Source organism: Rhodococcoides kroppenstedtii (assembly GCF_900111805.1).
Classification (GTDB): Bacteria; Actinomycetota; Actinomycetes; order Mycobacteriales; family Mycobacteriaceae; genus Rhodococcoides; species Rhodococcoides kroppenstedtii.
Genome location: NZ_FOJN01000001.1, coordinates 140961 through 156540, shown reverse-complemented (window position 1 = coordinate 156540; position 15580 = coordinate 140961). Strand labels below are relative to the sequence as shown.

Below are 15580 nucleotides of genomic sequence, written 5' to 3'. Positions count from 1 at the left end.
AGTGAGAAACCAGGGCCACGGAGCCAAGCCGCTGACCATCGGAATCGACGTGGGCGGCACCAGCATTCGCGCGTCGGTGGTCGACGTGGACGGGCAGGTTCTCGACAGCACCCAGGCCCCGACGCCGCAGGAGTCGCGCGCGCTCGAGAACGGCATCGACCGCGCGGTGCGTGAGCTGGCGAGCCGCCACGACATCGCCGCCGTCGGACTCGCCGTCGCCGGGTTCATCAATTCCGACCGCACCGTCGTGCGGTTCGCGCCGCACCTGCCGTGGATCAACCGGCCGGTCGCACGCGAGATGACCGAACGCCTCGGCATCCCGGTCATCCTCGAACACGACGCCAACGCGGCGGCCTGGGCCGAGCACCGGTTCGGTGCCGCAGCGGGCGGCGGCAACGTCGTCATGATCGCGATCGGCACCGGCATCGGCGCCGCCCTGCTGATCGACGGCAAGCTCTACCGGGGCAGCTACGGCATCGCGCCGGAGCTCGGTCACCTGCAGGTGGTGCCCGACGGCCGTCAGTGCGCGTGCGGCAAGCGCGGATGCTGGGAGCGGTACTGCAGCGGAACGGCGTTGGTGGACACCGCGATCGAGCTCCTCGCGGCGAATCCGCGGGGCTCGACGGTGCTGGCGAGAGAGGCGTTCCTCGACCCCGGATCCCTCACCGGCCGCCGCATCGCGGGCGCCGCGCAGGACGGGGACCTGGTCGCCATCGAGACCATGTCGGAGTTCGCGCGCTGGCTCGGCATCGGCCTCGCGTTGGTCTCGGACGTCTACGACCCCGACCGCATGGTCATCGCCGGCGGCGTCGCCACGTCGTCGGCGCTGTTCCTCGACACCGCCCGCGAGCACTACGCGGCGCAGATCACCGGGGCCGGGCATCGTCCGCTCGCGCGCATCCGCGGCACACAACTGGGGGAGGCCGCGGGCATGATCGGCGCCGCCGAACTCGCCCGCGTGGAAGTGGGCGCGTCCCGCGGATGACCGCACGGTAACGGCCGTGTGAGATGTGTCCGACCGCACGCCGGAACTGTGGCTGGTGTCATAAACCGGCGGTAGAGTCGTGACGCGTAACGCTCGGTGATCGCCGCGGATCTCGAGGCGGCTGTTCGACGAAAGGCGTGTCGGGAATGTGGTACTGGACCTTCAAGTACGTTCTCCTCGGTCCGCTGCTGCACCTGTTGGGGCGGCCGAAGGTCGAGGGGCTGGAGAACATTCCGGTCGACGGTCCGGCCATCCTGGCCAGTAACCATCAGGCCGTCCTGGACTCCTTCTACCTGCCCCTGGTGGTCCCCCGCCGCATCACGTTCCTGGCCAAGAGCGAGTACTTCACCGGCCGGGGTGCGAAGGGCCGCTTCCAGCGCTGGTTCTTCAGCTCCGTCGGCCAGGTCCCGATCGACCGCACCGGAGCTTCCGCTGCCCAGGACGCGCTCGACGCCGGTCTGCGCGTTCTGCGGAACGGCAAGTTGCTCGGCATCTACCCGGAGGGCACGCGGTCGCCGGACGATCGGCTGTACAAGGGCAAGACCGGCATGGCGCGGTTGGCCCTCGAGAGCGGCGTGCCCGTGATCCCCGTCGCCATGATCGGCACGGCCAAGATGAACCCCATCGGCTCGAAGCTTCCGCGCCCCACCAAGGTGGGCGTCCGGATCGGCAAGCCGCTCGACTTCTCGCGTTACGAGGGGATGGCGGGCAACCGCTTCGTCGAGCGAGCCGTCACGGACGAGGTCATGTACGAGCTGATGAAGCTCGGCGGCCAGCAGTACGTCGACGTCTACGCCGCCAGCATGAAGGCCACTCCGGAGTCGGCCACACCGGTATCGGACGCTGCGGCCGGTGCCGACGGCGCCGCGCGCATTCCGGACAGCCGCGCGGGATAGTCGGCGGCGGCCTACCGCTCCGCGATGGTCTCGCGCCGCGGCAGGACGGCCGCCACCACCAGGAATGCCACACCCCACCACACGTACGACGACGCCTGAATCTGATCCCACAGCGGCCAGCTCAGGCCGTCCCATCGGCCCGGGCCGAGGCGCCAATGGGCGGGGTAGTGCAGCACCAGCGCGCCGACCACTCCGAGGGCGGGGAGGGCGACGGACCGGCGGGTGAGGCCGGAGTGGATGCACAGCAGCAGGATCGGCACCGACCACACCCAGTGATGCGACCACGACACCGGTGAGACCAGCAGTCCCAGAACGGCATTGACGCACAGGGCGGTGAGTCGGTCGTGCGCCGCGAGGGCGCGATGCATGGCGACGACGGCGACGATGCCGACGACGGCGCTGCAGGCGATCCAGACCAGGGTGCGGGGCCCGTCGTCCAGTCCGAGACGGGCGAGCATGCCGGTGAGCGACTGGTTGGCGACGTACCCCGGATGGCCGATGCGATCGGAGTCGACGAGCACGTCGGTCCAGTACCGGACGGAGCCGTCGGGGGTGGCGACGAACCCGAGGGCGGTGAACGCGAGGAAGGACACCACCACGGTCGCGGCGGCGCGGAACCGGCGAGCGAGCAGGAAGTACAGGACGAAGACCGCCGGCGTGAGCTTGATGGCGGTGACGAACCCGACGAGCAGCCCGCGCGGCCAGAGGGTGCGGCGGGGGAGCACGTCGAGCACGACCAGGCACATCAGGACGACGTTGATCTGGCCGTAGTCGAACGTCGACCACACCGGCTCCAGCGCGAACGCCGCCGCCGTGCCCGCGGCGGCGACCCACGCGGTGTCGGCCGGGCCGAGGGTGACCAGCGAGCGCACCGTCACGGCGACGGTCACCGCGAGCAGGACCATCGTCATCAGCGTCATGACGGTGGACGCCACGGTCAGGGGGAGCACCGCCATGGGGGCGAAGGCCAGCGCCGCCATCGGGGGATAGGTGAACGGCAGGGGGATGTCGACGCTGGTCGCGGGCAGCACGCCGTAGAGGTCGACGCCGTCGAGCAGCGCGCGGCCGCCGATGCGGTAGACGTCGAGGTCGAGACGATAGATCTCGCCCCACTCGCGCAGCGGCGGCAGGCCGATCAGGTTGAACGCGATGCCGGCCAGCAGGGCGACGACGGTGAGGACCTTGGCCGCCACCACCAGGGGCCGACGCCACCGGGGCGGGTCGCCGACGTCGGCGGTCGGCGCGGGGGAGCTCCGCATGCGTGGTCCTTCCGGGGCCGGCCGATAGGGTGGCCACCGTGCGCTATTTCTACGACTGCGAGTTCATCGAGGATGGTCGCACGATCGATCTGGTCTCCATCGGCATCGTCGCCGAGGACGGCCGTGAATACTACGCGGTGTCGGCGGAGTTCGACCCGGAGCGGGCCGGTCCCTGGGTTCGCCGCAACGTCCTGCCGAAATTGCCGCCGTTCTCGTCGTCGCTCTGGCAGTCCCGCGCTCGGATCCGCGACGAGATCCTGGACTTCGTCACCGCGGGCGGGGTCGACGACGTCGAGATGTGGGCCTGGGTCGCGGCGTACGACCACGTGGCGCTGTGTCAGCTGTGGGGTCCGATGACGGCGTTGCCGCGGGTGATGCCGCGCTTCACCCGCGAGCTCAAGCAGTACTGGCAGGAGCACGGGTCGCCGGCGCTGCCGGACGCACCGGACGACGCGCACGACGCGTTGGCCGACGCACGGCACAACCTGGCCAAGTTCCGCGCGGTCGAGGCCGCCCGCGCCGCCGCGGGCTGATCCGCCCGCGCGCTCGGACCGGGCTCGGCCCGGAATCGGGACCGTGACCGGTCACCACTATCCTGGTGTCGTGAACTGGACTGTCGACGTTCCGATCGAACGCCTGCCCGAGCTCCCGCCGCTCCCGGAGGCTCTGCGCGAGCAGCTCGCCGCGGCGCTGGCCAAGCCGGCCGCGCAGCAGCCGGACTGGCCGGCCGATCAGGCCGAGGCCATGCGCACGGTGCTCGAGAGCGTGCCGCCCATCACGGTGGCCGGCGAGGTCGAGGCCCTGTCCGCCGAGCTGGCCGCCGTCGCGCGCGGCGAGGCGTTCCTGCTCCAGGGCGGTGACTGCGCGGAGACCTTCGTCGACAACACCGAGCCCCACATCAAGGGCAACATCCGCACCCTGCTGCAGATGGCGGTCGTGCTCACCTACGGCGCGTCGATGCCCGTGGTGAAGGTCGCGCGCATCGCCGGCCAGTACGCCAAGCCGCGGTCGTCCGACGTCGACGCCCTGGGCCTGAAGTCCTACCGCGGTGACATGGTGAACTCGCTGGTCGCCGACGAGGCGGTGCGTGCGCACGATCCGTCGCGCCTGGTTCGCGCGTACGCCAACGCGAGCGCGGCGATGAACCTGGTGCGCGCGCTCACCGGCGCGGGCATGGCCGACCTGTACAAGGTGCACGACTGGAACCGCGAGTTCGTGCAGAACTCTCCTGCGGGCGCCCGGTACGAGCAGCTCGCGTCCGAGATCGACAACGGCCTCAAGTTCATGGACGCCTGCGGTGTCACCGACCCGAACCTCAAGCAGGCCACCATCTTCGCTTCGCACGAGGCGTTGGTGCTGGACTACGAGCGGGCGATGCTGCGCCTCGACAACGACGACGAGCACCCCAAGCTCTACGACCTGTCCGCCCACTTCCTGTGGATCGGTGACCGCACCCGTCAGCTCGACGGTGCGCACATCGCGTTCGCCGAACTGGTGTCGAACCCGATCGGTCTCAAGATCGGGCCCACCACCACGCCGGAGATGGCCGTGGAGTACGTCGAGCGGCTGGACCCCACCAACAAGCCGGGGCGTCTGACGCTGATCTCACGCATGGGCAACGGCAAGGTCCGCGACATGCTGCCGGCGATCGTGGAGAAGGTGCAGGCCACCGGCCATCAGGTCATCTGGCAGTGCGACCCGATGCACGGCAACACCCACGAGGCCTCCACCGGGTACAAGACGCGTCACTTCGACCGCATCGTCGACGAGGTGCAGGGATTCTTCGAGGTCCACCGCGAGCTGGGCACCCACCCGGGCGGCATCCACGTCGAGCTCACTGGGGAGAACGTCACCGAGTGCCTCGGCGGCGCCCAGGACATCTCGGACCTCGACCTCTCCGGCCGCTACGAGACCGCGTGCGATCCCCGCCTCAACACCCAGCAGTCGCTCGAGCTGGCGTTCCTGGTGGCGGAGATGCTGCGCGGCTGAGAGCACCGGGCCGCTGCTCTGCGACGGCACTGTCCTAGGGCAGCGACACCAACGTCACGGTCCCTCCCGGCGCGACGCGCTCGGAGGGACCGGGCGTCTGAGAGATCACCAGTGACCGATCGGTGCGGGTGACCTGCCGAACCCGGACGTCGAGACCGAGCCGTTCGAGTTCCTCCCGCGCGGAACCGACGGTGCGGCCTAGCAATGACGGCACGGGAACGGCCGTCGACACCCGCAGCGTCACTGCGGTCCCGGCCGTCACGCCGGTGCCGGCCGCCGGGTCGGTGCCGACGACGGACCCCCGGTCGACGTCGGCGTCGAAGACCTCCTCGACCGCGGAGACCGTGATGCCCACGCGATCGAGCGCGGCCCGCGCGTCCTGCTCACTGCGTCCGCGCACGTCCGGGACGTCGACCGGCGGCGCGCCCTTGCTGGTCACCACGCGGACCTCGCTGCCCACGGGCAGTACCGTGCCCGGCGCCGGATCGAGGGCGGCGACGTCGCCCCGCGCGGCGGAGCTGCTGAACGCCTCGCCGCCGTCGACGGCGACGAACGTGCGGTCCTCGAGCGCCCCGGCGACCTGGTCGGGCGAGGCGCCGGGGACGAGATCGGGCACCGTGGGGCGTCCCTGCGAGACGAGGACGGTGACCGTCTCGCCCCGCCCGAGGCGGGACCCCGCCGGCGGGTCGGTGCCGAGCAGGCGGTCGGTGGGCGCGTCGTCGGTCCACCGCCCCTCGACGGTGGCGGACAGATCCGCGGCCTCGATCGCGGACACCGCCGACGTCCGGTCGAGTCCGTCGACGGCGGGCACCGCGGTGAACCGACCCGAGCCCGCCCACCATCCGACCGTTCCGAGCACCAGGGCGGCCACCACCAGAATGGCGACCCAGATGGCCGCGACCCGGCGCGACCGCCGACGATCCGCGGCGTAGTCCGGGTAGGCGAACACGCCGCGGCCGGTGGACTCGCCGCCGTTACGGGGCTCGGCCTCCGTGTCGCGCGGGACGGCGGTGGTGACCATCTTGGTGTGCCGGGTGGGGGACGGGGCGCCGATCGACACCGCCGGGCCGGCGCCGATCGACGCCGCCGGCACGGCCACGATGGCGGTGTCGGGGGAGCGCGGCGCCTGCGGAGCGTAGGGCCGGGGAGCGTGCAGCGTCTCGGCGGACAGGTGCTCGGCCGAGCGCGCCGGGGCCGGGACGCGATACGACGGCAACCCGAGTGCGGCGGTCACCGAACGCAGGGCCTCACCCATCGTCCCGGCGTCGCGGAACCGCTCCTCAGGGGCGCGGCGAGTGGCGTCGCGGACGACCGCGTCGAGATGGCGCGGCACTCCCGGAACGACGGAACCCGGTGCGGGAACGTCGTTCTCGACGCGTTGGTAGGCGATGGACAACGACGTGTCGCCGTCGAACGGCGTCCGGCCGGTCAGCATCTCGAACAGCAGGACGCCGGCCGAGTAGACGTCGCTGCGGGCGTCGGCGGTGCCCGACGCGACCTGCTCGGGAGAGAGGTACGCCGCGGTGCCGAGGATGACGCTGGCGGACGTGGTGTTCGCGGCGGCGACCGCGCGAACCAGGCCGAAATCGGCGATCTTGACGTCGCCGTCGTCGGAGATCAGGACGTTCTCGGGCTTGACGTCGCGGTGCACCAGACCGGCGCGATGCGCCACGGCGAGGGCTTCGAGCACCGGTTGGAGCACGGCGACGGCGGCGTGCGGCGGCATCGGACCCCGCTCGCGCAGCAACTCGCGCAGCGTGCCGCCCTCGACCAGTTCCATCACCAGGAACGCGTGGTCGCCGTCGCGCCCGTGGTCGTGGACGGCCACCAGACCGGGATGGTGCAGGCGCGCGACGGCGCGGGCCTCGAACTCGAACCGCCGGACGAACTCGGGGTCGCCGGCGAACTGCGGATCCATCACCTTGATGGCCACGGGCCGGTCGAGACGCGTGTCCAGACCGCGATACACCGTCGACATGCCGCCACGGGCGATGGGAGCGTCGACTCGGTAGCGCCGCTCGAGGAACGCGCCGAGCAGCGACGGACCGGACACGGCCACGGTGGAGCCTCCTGCTCGTCGTCGGAGATGAGGACGGGCCGATCGGGGCCCGTCGTCCGATGGTAGTCAGTCCGAGCGGTGAACTTGGTTCACGACCTCCGCCGTGACTACCGTTGGCGCGGTGAGTGCCATTCCCTACTGCGACGACGTGATCCCCGCCGACGAGCAGGTCGTGCCCCTTCCCGACGTCGCGGCGTCCCTCGGCGTCGCCGTGACGCGTGTGCACCAGATGCTGCGCGAGAACAAGCTCGTCGCCGTGCGCCGCGACCGCGTGGTGGCCGTTCCCGCCGCGTTCCTCGATGCGCAGGGACACCCGCTCAAGCACCTCGCCGGGACGGTGTCCGTCCTCCTCGACGGAGGTTTCGACCACACCGCGATCCTGCGGTGGCTCTTCGAGGACGACGCCAGCCTGCCGGGTCGCCCCGTGGACGTCCTGCACGGCGACCACGCCCGCGAAATCGTGCGACGCGCCCAGGCAATGGCATTCTGACCGGCCCGGTCGGTGGCGTTCTGACCGGCCCGGTCGGTGGCTTTCCGACCGGCCCTCAGGACGCCGTCGGCAGCAGGCGCGCGGCCAGTCCGCGACCCGCGGCCCGCGCGGCCACGCCGCCGCGCCGACCGTTCCCGACGGTCGAGCGGCGGGACAGCGAGCGGTATCCGTCCCGTTCGACGACCCCCAGAATGTCCCGGTAGAGCGCGAAGGCGACTCGGATGCCCGGCCGGGCCCGCGGCGACAGCAGGTCGATCCCCGGCTCGGCGGTGCGATAGAGCGCGCGGCACGTGGCGATGACGTCCGCGAGCGCGCGCGCGACGCGCGGGTCCACGCTGTCGGTACGACGGCACCAGTGCAGCAGATCCTCGTCCACGCCGTAGGCGGCCAGCACGTCGCCGGGCAGGTAGATCCGGTCGCGGGCGAGGTCCTCGCCCGCGTCCCGCACGAAGTTCGTCAGCTGGAACGCCTCGCCGAGGGCCGCCGCGGCCGGCGCGGCCTCGTCCACCGGGCCGACGGTGCCGAGGATCGGCAGCATCTGCAGCCCGATCACCGCCGCCGATCCCCACATGTAGACCCGAAGGTCGTCCAGGGTGGCGTACCGGTCGGTGTAGATGCTCGACGACGGCACGTCCATGCGCATCGAGGTCATGAACGCCGTGAAGTACTCGGCCGGGATGTCGTATCGCCGAGCGGTGTCCACCGCGGCGGCGAGGATGCGGTCGTGGTCCGTGGCGGGCTCACCGGGCGCGGGCGCCACGGCCGCCGGTCCCTCGGCGAGCCCGGCCCGGAACCGCTGGTCGATGCGGTCCAGCAACGCCTCGTCGTCGGCGACGGCCGCGGCGTCGTCGCGCTCGGCGATCATGTCGACGTCGATGATGTCGTCCACCATGCGGGCGTACGCGTAGAGCGCGTGCACGGCCGGACGGCGTTCCGGCGGCAGCAGTCGTGTGGCCAGGAAGTACGTCTTGCCGTGTTCGCGCGCGACCTCACGGGAGACGGCGTAGCCCTCGCGCAGCAGATCCGTCACGTACCGACCTCTCGGGTGGACCGCCGGGTCGACGGCGCGACCGGAACGGTGTCGTGGTGGTCCGCCGCTGCGACGGCTGCCTCCGACGTGTCCGCGGGCAGCGCCGTCTCGGGCGCGGACTCCGCCGCGAACGCCGGGTCCGGCTCCGGATGGGTGACCGAGCGCAGACGCAGCGGATCGACCTGCCGCAGGGACAGCGCGGCGACGACGGCGGCGACGATGGCGAGCACCACGTGGGGGAAGGTGTACAGCCCGATCGAGCCGTCCGGCTGGAACACCAGCATGAGCCAGGCGGACAGGCCCACCAGCACGGTCAGCGTGGTGATGGACATGGTCAGTCCGGCGGCGACGGCGAGCGGCCAGGAGTAGTACCACGGCAGCGCGGCCGGGGACAGGATGACGATCGCCACCAGGGAGACCAGGATGCCCAGCAGCGCACTGCGCTCGGAGTGCCGTGACCGCCACCACGCCGTGACCAGGACGATCACCAGGGCGACGGCGCAGAGCAGGCGGGTGACCTCGAGCACCGGTCCGAGGCGGGCACCGGTGAACCAGCCGGTTCCGACGGTCACGAAGTGGGCGAGGATGGTCGGGAGCGAGAGCCAGTTGATGATCTTCGCCGACCCGCTGAGCGCCGTCAGCCAGCCGATGCCGACGCCGGCGACGACGGAGGACACGACGAAGACGCCCGCGAACACCGTGAAGCCGATGCCGGCGGTCTTGACGAAGAGCTGCAGGGTGCGCACCTGCCGAGTGGGTTCGCCGCGCTCGCGTAGGGCGTCGTTCTCCGCGCGCAGACGGGTCCGCTCGTGCTGCATCCAGATCCAGACCAGGAACGGCAGGGCGATGCCCGCGGTCGCCTTGATGGCGACGGCCACCGCCACCAGCCCCATGCCGAGCACGTGGCGATGGCCCAGGACGGCGGCGATGCCGGCGGTCATCAGACCGACCATGAGCATCTCGTTGTGGACGCCGCCGATGAGGTGGACCAGAACCAGCGGGTTCAGCACCGCGAGCCAGAGCGCGACGGCCGGGTCGGCGCCGAAGTGCCGGGCGATCCGCGGCACGGCCCACATGGTGAGCGCGAGCCCCGGCAGCATCGTCAACCGCAGCAGCATCGTGCCGGCGATGACGTTGTCATTGGTCAGGGAGGTGATTCCTTGCCCGAGGAGCAGGAACAGGGGGCCGTAGGGCGCGGTGGTGGTGGTCCAGACGGTGGAGACGTTGTCCAGCAGGATCCCGGGATTGGCGACGGGCCCCACGGCGTACGGATCGAAGCCGTCGCGCAGGAGGGCGCCCTGGGCGAGGTAGGAGTAGGCGTCGCGGCTGAACATCGGCACCGCGAGCAGCAGCGGCGCGATCCACACCGGAACCACCCAGCGAAGGCGGGAGACGGTGGTGCGGTGCGCCAGCGTCTCGCGGCCGAGCCGGACCCACGCGGCGATCATGAGCAGGACGCCGATCCACACCATCGCGGTGGACAGCACCAGGCCGTGGCCGAAGCGCAGCCACGACAGGTGCATCTCCTCGAGCAGCGGGTCGCGGCGACGGACGGCACCGGATCCGAAGCCGCCGAACGTGATCAGTGCGGCACCGGCGAGACCGACCAGCGTGGCACGGCCCGCTGCACCGGAGAGGAATGCCCGCACACCGCGACGATCGGTGCCCGCGGGGGACCGACCGAGGGAGGGCGTGGACATGTTCCTCCCCGAGTACCTCGACAGCGACGTGTGACGGCCGCGTGCGGCCTGTCGGAGAGTTTAGAGGCAACTCGGGCGACGCCACGCACGGACCGGGCCGACCCGCCGACCCGCGTCCCCCCGTCGCGGTCAGGCCCGCGCGCGACCTGCTGCCGCGTCGATCCGCTGGGCGGCCAGACGTCCGGAGATGAGCACGGTCGGGACGCCGACACCGGGTGTGGTGCCGCATCCGGCCAGCACGACGTTCTCGATGCCGGGAACCAGGTTGCGGCGCCGGAACGGGCCCGTCTGGCGGAAGACGTGCGAGGCCGAGAACGGGGTGCCGGCGATCATGCCCTGCGCGGCCCACGTCGTCGGGGTGTCGACGTGGTCGATCACCAGGTGTTCGGCGATGCCGTGGTACCCCCGCCGTTCCATCTCGAGAAGGATCTCGCGCACGTACGGCTCGGTGACCGCGTCCCAGTCGATCGGGGCGGTGTCGAGGTTGGGGCACGGGGCCAGCACGGAGATCGGCTCCTGCTCGACCCCGTCCGTGGTCACGCGCAGGCCCGGATCGGTGAGCGACGTACGCGTGATCAGCAGCGACGGATCGCTCATGACCGAGCCGCGGCCGCGGCGGGCGGTCAGCTCGCGGAACGTCTCGGCCCACTTCGCGCCGAAGTCGATGACGTGATGCGACCGCGAGGACCACGCCTCCGTGACCGACACCGGGACGCGCCCGTGGACGACCACCGCGGACGGCGACGCACGGATCCGTCGACGCGGCGTCCGCACCCCCGCCGTGCCGAGGAGGGCGTCGACGACGGGCAGGTCGGGCGTCAGCACCAGCGCGTCGCACGCGATGCGCTCGCCGCCCTCGAGGACGACGGCGCGTGCTCGGCCCCCGCCCTGTTCGATGCTGCGGACGGTCGCCTCGGTGCGCAGCGTGCCGCCGGCGGTGGTGAAGGCGTCGGCCATCGATTCGGCGATGACCCGCATCCCGCCCTCGGGGAACGTCACCCCGAGCGAGGTGTCCATGTGGGCGATGACGGAGTAGACGCCCAGCGCCTTCGCCGGGGCCACGCCGGCGTAGAGGGCCTGGAACGTGAAGATCCGGCGCAGCCGGTCGTCGTGGACGAAGGCGTCGACCTTGCCGCCCAGCTTCGCGAACCCGCCGAGCTTCAGCAGCGTCAGCGTCTTGCGGAGCGAGGTCGGCTCGGCCACCAGATCGACGGGGGAGTCGAAGTTGCCGCCGACGAAGCGGTCGTACGCGGCGTCGAACATCGACGCCAGCCACCCGCGCAGCCGCCGGTAGCGTGCGGCTTCCTCGGGTCCGCAGGTCCGCTCGACCTCGGCCACCATGCGCTCGGGGTCGGAATGGACGTCGATGCTGGTGCCGTCGGCGAACCGCGTGTGGTATGCGGGGTGGAGCGGGTGCAGACGCAGAGGCGGCGTGGTCGACTCGCGGGTCGCGCCCACCGCGGCGAGCGCCTCGTCGATCAGATCCGGCATGGTCAGCACGCTGGCGCCGGTGTCTATGCGGTAGCCCGGAGCGGCGACCGACCCGACGCGGCCACCCACGGTGTCCGAGCGTTCGAGCAGGGTCACCTCGCGGCCCGTGCCCCGCAGGTGCAGGGCCGCGGCGAGTCCGGACAGCCCGGCCCCCACCACGACGACGTGATCGGTGGGGCCGGTGACCGTGGCGGCGGTGGACGTCATGTGGTTCTCCTGGTGGCGGCGTGCGCCATGGCGACGAGGCGGTCCGCCGCGTCGGGTGAGATGTCGGCACCGGACAGCGCGGCGAGCGCGGACTCGGTCAGATCGGTGATGCGGCGCTCGACGTTCTCGACCGCGCCCAGCTGGACGAGCAGCTCCCGCATCTCGTCCACCATCGCCGGGGTGAGGTCGGTTCCGAGTCCGGTGCGGATGGTCTCGGCGGCCGCCGGGTCGTCGCGATCGGCGACGTCCAGCGCCGCCGCGATCAACACGGTTCGCTTGCCCTCTCGCAAATCGTCACCCGAGGGCTTGCCCGTCACCGCCGGATCGCCGAACACGCCCAGCAGGTCGTCCCGCAACTGGAACGCGATGCCGATGTCGGCGCCGAAGGTGCGGTAGACGTCCAGCAACGCGGCGTTCGCATTCGCCAACGCGCCGCCGATGAGCAGGGGCCGCTCCACCGTGTACGCGGCGGTCTTGTAGCGGTCGATCCGCAGCGCGGCGTCGAGCGAATCGTCGCTGCGCGCCTCCACCGCGATGTCGAGCAACTGGCCGCCGAGAACTTCGGTGCGCATCGCCGACCACATCGGGCCCACGCGGCGCACCGTCCCCATCGGCAGGTCCGCCTCGCGGATCAGATCGTCCGCCCAGCACAGTGCGAGATCGCCCAGCAGGATCGCCACGGCCTCGCCGAACGCGGCCGGATCTCCGATCCACTCGGACCGGCGATGACGCTCGGCGAAGGTCACGTGGACGGTGGGAAAACCGCGTCGGGTCAGCGAGGAGTCGATGATGTCGTCGTGCACCAGGGCGCAGGCCTGAACGAACTCGAGAGCCGAGCAGACCTGCAGAACCGCGTCGGCGTCGGGCCCGGACGGATCGCCGCCCGCGCCGAGCCAGCCGGTCCACGCGAATGCCGGCCGGATGCGCTTGCCGCCGCGCAGGACGAACGAGCGGAGCTCCTCGACCGCCTCGGTGTAGACGGGACCGACGCTGTCGACCGTGGCGCGGCGGGACTCGACGAAGGAGTCCAGGACGGACTCCACGGCGCTCACGAACGACCCGCGGGGCCAGTCGGCGCGGTCGCCGACGAGGGGGGCGGAATCACCCGCGCGCGCGTGATCGACGCCGGTGGTCGGGAGAGATGCGGCAGACAGGGTTTCCTCCGGGAGCACGCAGGGACGTAAGAGCACTCGAGGCCCGCACCGGTGAACGGAGGCGGACGCACGGCGGGACAGGACCTCGCCTGCCCGCACTCTAGTGCTGATTCGGACACCCCCGCGTCGACAGACGACCCCCACACGCCGGCCCGCTCGAGGGGCCGGTCACACCGCCGCCGTTCGGGAACGCACTTCTATGCTGTGCACGTGACCGATCGATCACGCACGTCCCGCACCCCGTCCGTCGTCGACCGGCTGGCGGCGGCCACCCACGGGAGCGTGCCCTTCTCCGTCGAGTTCTCGCCGCCTCGCGACCAGGCCGGTGAGGACCGCCTGTGGCGGACCGTGCGGGCGTTCGAGCAGATGCATCCGGCGTTCGTGTCCATGACCTACGGCGCCGGCGGATCGACGCGTGACCGCACGGTGCGCGTCACGGGCGACCTGGCCGACTCCACCACGCTGGTCCCGGTGGCGCATCTCACCGCGGTGGGGCACAGCGTCGCCGAACTGCGGTCGATGGTCGGGGCGTACGCCGATCGGGGCATCGCCAACATCCTCGTGCTGCGCGGTGATCCGCCCGGTGACCCCCTGGGCCCGTGGGAGAAGCATCCCGACGGCGTCGAGTACGCCGAGGACCTGGTCCGACTGGTCAAGGACCTGGGGGACTTCCACGTCGGTGTGGCGTCCTTCCCCGGTGGGCACCACCGGTCGCCGTCGCTTGACGACGACACCCGATTCCTCGTCGGCAAGCTCCGGGCCGGCGCGGACTACTCCATCACTCAGATGTTCTGGGACGTGGAGGACTACTTGCGGCTTCGGGACCGAGTGAGCGCATTCGATCCCGAGCAGGGCGCGAAGCCGATCATTCCCGAGATCATGCCCATCACCTCCATGCGCTCGATCGACCGCGCCGTCGAGCTCTCCGGATCGGAGCTGCCCGCGGCCGTGCGCGCGCGCCTGGCCGCCGCCGCGGGGACCGGCGAGGAGGACCGGGCCGCCGTGCGCGCGGTGGGCATCGAGCTGGCCACCGAGATGGGGGAGCGGCTCATCGCCGAGGGCGCGCCCGGCCTGCACTTCATCACCCTGAACTTCGCCAAGGCGACGTCGGAGGTCGTGGCGAACCTCGGGCTCGCCCGGCCGGCTCCGGCGATGACCGGGTCAGCGACGGGTGTCGAGAGCGCGTGACTTCCAGGTGAGCGTGCCGCGGCGCCGTCCGCGGTCGCTGGACACCGCGAGCGCCGTCCCCACCACGATCGACGCCGGGTGCCAACTCGACGTCACGACGTCGCGAAACAGGGAGTCCGGGCTGCCCTCGGCCCGCCGGGACGCCAGCCGCGACACCACGCCGGCGCCGTAGCCGAGCGCGGCCCAGCGGCGTGTGCGACGCGACGACGCGAGCAGACCGGTGGGCGGCACCACCCAGATCGACGCCACCACGGCACCGACGGCGACGGCGAGAGGTCCCCGGCCGAACTGCGACCACAGCCACTTGCCGTGGCCGGCCCACACCTGCGCGGCGTCGTCGTACATCCGGCAGGTGGCCACCCGCCCGCCGTACCCGACGGCCGTCGGCAATCCGTGTCGGCGGAACTCGCGTACCAGCTCGAGATCGTCGGCGACGGCGCCACGCGTCGATCGGTGCCCGCCGACGGCGCGGTAGGCGGCGGCGTCCATGACGAGGAACTGGCCGTTGGCCACGCCCATCGAGGGACGACGGCCGCGGTTGGCTCCTCGGACGTAGAGGCTCACCGACCACGACCAGGAGAGCAGCGGCTGGACCAGCCGCTCGGCTCGGGTCACGGCCACCTGCCCCGGCCACGGGCTGAGGAAGGCGGTGCGGAGCTCACGCAACTCCGCGACGGCCGCATCGACGGCGTGCGGTGTCAGCCGGACGTCCGCGTCGACGAAGACCACGACGGTCGGGTCCGTCTCCGTGAGCGCGCGGTCACCGAGATCGATGCACGTCACGGACTTGCCGACGCCGCCCGCCGCGTCCGGCCGCCGACGGTCCACACGCACGCGGGGGTCGCCGCCGGCGGCGGCCCGAGCGACGTCGGCGGTGCCGTCGGTGGACTCGTCGTCGAGCACCAGGACGGTCAGGGCGGCAGCGGTCCGCTGGGCGAGCAGGTCGGCGAGCAGATCGGGGAGCCGGGCCGCTTCGTCGCGGGCCGGAATGCACACGGTGACCCGCTCGGTGGCCGCGGCCGCGCCGCCACGGCGGGGCGCGACCACGGGTGCCGTGCGGGCGTTCACCACCGCCAACGCCGCGGTGGCCGTCGCCGCGAGAGCCCCGGCCCGCACGAGGCGGCCGTACACG

General features: G+C 71.9%; 13 protein-coding genes. 6 read left to right on the top strand and 7 right to left on the bottom strand.

Going from position 1 to position 15580, the window contains the following annotated elements; all coding sequences use genetic code 11:
* Position 1 precedes the first annotated feature (1 nt).
* Positions 2–985 carry an ROK family protein gene (locus BMZ18_RS00760; RefSeq protein WP_068100404.1) on the top strand — a complete coding sequence of 328 codons (984 nt, stop codon included), beginning with the start codon at positions 2–4 and terminating at the stop codon, positions 983–985.
* A 146-nt stretch (positions 986–1131) separates the two neighbouring features.
* Positions 1132–1881, top strand: coding sequence for a lysophospholipid acyltransferase family protein (locus tag BMZ18_RS00755; RefSeq protein ID WP_068100405.1), 750 nt, complete (start codon positions 1132–1134; stop codon positions 1879–1881).
* 11 nt (positions 1882–1892) lie between these two features.
* Here BMZ18_RS00755 and BMZ18_RS00750 read toward each other — a convergent pair whose 3' ends face one another.
* Complete coding sequence (locus BMZ18_RS00750) at positions 1893–3140, bottom strand: glycosyltransferase 87 family protein (RefSeq protein ID WP_068361394.1); 1248 nt, start codon at positions 3138–3140, stop codon at positions 1893–1895.
* A gap of 38 nt (positions 3141–3178) precedes the next feature.
* Here BMZ18_RS00750 and BMZ18_RS00745 point away from each other — a divergent pair, with 38 nt between their 5' ends.
* Together BMZ18_RS00745 and BMZ18_RS00740 are read left to right on the top strand one after the other, a co-directional pair.
* Entirely contained in the window at positions 3179–3673 is a 495-nt protein-coding gene (locus BMZ18_RS00745) for a polyadenylate-specific 3'-exoribonuclease AS (RefSeq protein WP_068361408.1), read from the top strand.
* 70 nt (positions 3674–3743) lie between these two features.
* Entirely contained in the window at positions 3744–5129 is a 1386-nt protein-coding gene (locus BMZ18_RS00740) for a class II 3-deoxy-7-phosphoheptulonate synthase (RefSeq protein ID WP_068100408.1), read from the top strand.
* A gap of 34 nt (positions 5130–5163) precedes the next feature.
* Here the strand turns inward: BMZ18_RS00740 and pknB are convergent, their stop codons facing one another.
* Positions 5164–7188, bottom strand: a complete 2025-nt coding sequence (gene pknB / locus BMZ18_RS00735; RefSeq protein ID WP_068361397.1) for a Stk1 family PASTA domain-containing Ser/Thr kinase — start codon at positions 7186–7188, stop codon at positions 5164–5166.
* Positions 7189–7309: 121 nt separating this feature from the next.
* Here pknB and BMZ18_RS00730 point away from each other — a divergent pair, with 121 nt between their 5' ends.
* Positions 7310–7678 (top strand): Rv2175c family DNA-binding protein, encoded by a 369-nt coding sequence (locus BMZ18_RS00730; protein ID WP_068361400.1) that lies wholly within the window; start codon positions 7310–7312, stop codon positions 7676–7678.
* Between the two features lie 55 nt (positions 7679–7733).
* On the opposite strand, the gene BMZ18_RS00725 is transcribed toward BMZ18_RS00730, so the two are convergent.
* The 4 genes from BMZ18_RS00725 to BMZ18_RS00710 all read right to left on the bottom strand — a co-directional run bounded on the left by BMZ18_RS00725 (position 7734) and on the right by BMZ18_RS00710 (position 13158).
* On the bottom strand, positions 7734–8708 hold the full coding sequence (locus tag BMZ18_RS00725) for a phytoene/squalene synthase family protein (RefSeq protein WP_068100417.1): 975 nt from the start codon (positions 8706–8708) through the stop codon (positions 7734–7736).
* Positions 8705–10408, bottom strand: coding sequence for an alpha-(1->6)-mannopyranosyltransferase A (locus BMZ18_RS00720; RefSeq protein ID WP_074921669.1), 1704 nt, complete (start codon positions 10406–10408; stop codon positions 8705–8707). The genes BMZ18_RS00725 and BMZ18_RS00720 overlap by 4 nt, the downstream gene beginning before the upstream one ends.
* A 129-nt stretch (positions 10409–10537) precedes the next feature.
* Positions 10538–12106 (bottom strand): phytoene desaturase family protein, encoded by a 1569-nt coding sequence (gene crtI, locus BMZ18_RS00715; protein WP_068361402.1) that lies wholly within the window; start codon positions 12104–12106, stop codon positions 10538–10540.
* Positions 12103–13158: a polyprenyl synthetase family protein gene (locus BMZ18_RS00710; protein WP_068361410.1), complete on the bottom strand. Its 1056-nt coding sequence runs from the start codon at positions 13156–13158 to the stop codon at positions 12103–12105. Before BMZ18_RS00710 ends, crtI begins: the two co-directional genes overlap by 4 nt.
* Before the next feature lie 312 nt (positions 13159–13470).
* On the opposite strand from BMZ18_RS00710, the gene BMZ18_RS00705 reads away from it, so the two are divergent.
* Positions 13471–14448 (top strand): methylenetetrahydrofolate reductase, encoded by a 978-nt coding sequence (locus tag BMZ18_RS00705; RefSeq protein WP_068361413.1) that lies wholly within the window; start codon positions 13471–13473, stop codon positions 14446–14448.
* On the opposite strand, the gene BMZ18_RS00700 is transcribed toward BMZ18_RS00705, so the two are convergent.
* Positions 14422–15579 carry a glycosyltransferase family 2 protein gene (locus tag BMZ18_RS00700; RefSeq protein ID WP_244516367.1) on the bottom strand — a complete coding sequence of 386 codons (1158 nt, stop codon included), beginning with the start codon at positions 15577–15579 and terminating at the stop codon, positions 14422–14424. The genes BMZ18_RS00705 and BMZ18_RS00700 overlap by 27 nt on opposite strands.
* Between the last annotated feature and the right edge of the window lies 1 nt (position 15580).

Bases quoted from the DNA above. Each gene is read 5' to 3' on its own strand.
- BMZ18_RS00755 (WP_068100405.1), top strand. From the start codon at position 1,132: ATGTGGTACTGGACCTTCAAGTACGTTCTCCTCGGTCCGCTGCTGCAC.
- BMZ18_RS00750 (WP_068361394.1), bottom strand. From the start codon at position 3,140: ATGCGGAGCTCCCCCGCGCCGACCGCCGACGTCGGCGACCCGCCCCGG.
- BMZ18_RS00720 (WP_074921669.1), bottom strand. From the start codon at position 10,408: ATGTCCACGCCCTCCCTCGGTCGGTCCCCCGCGGGCACCGATCGTCGC.
- crtI (WP_068361402.1), bottom strand. From the start codon at position 12,106: ATGACGTCCACCGCCGCCACGGTCACCGGCCCCACCGATCACGTCGTC.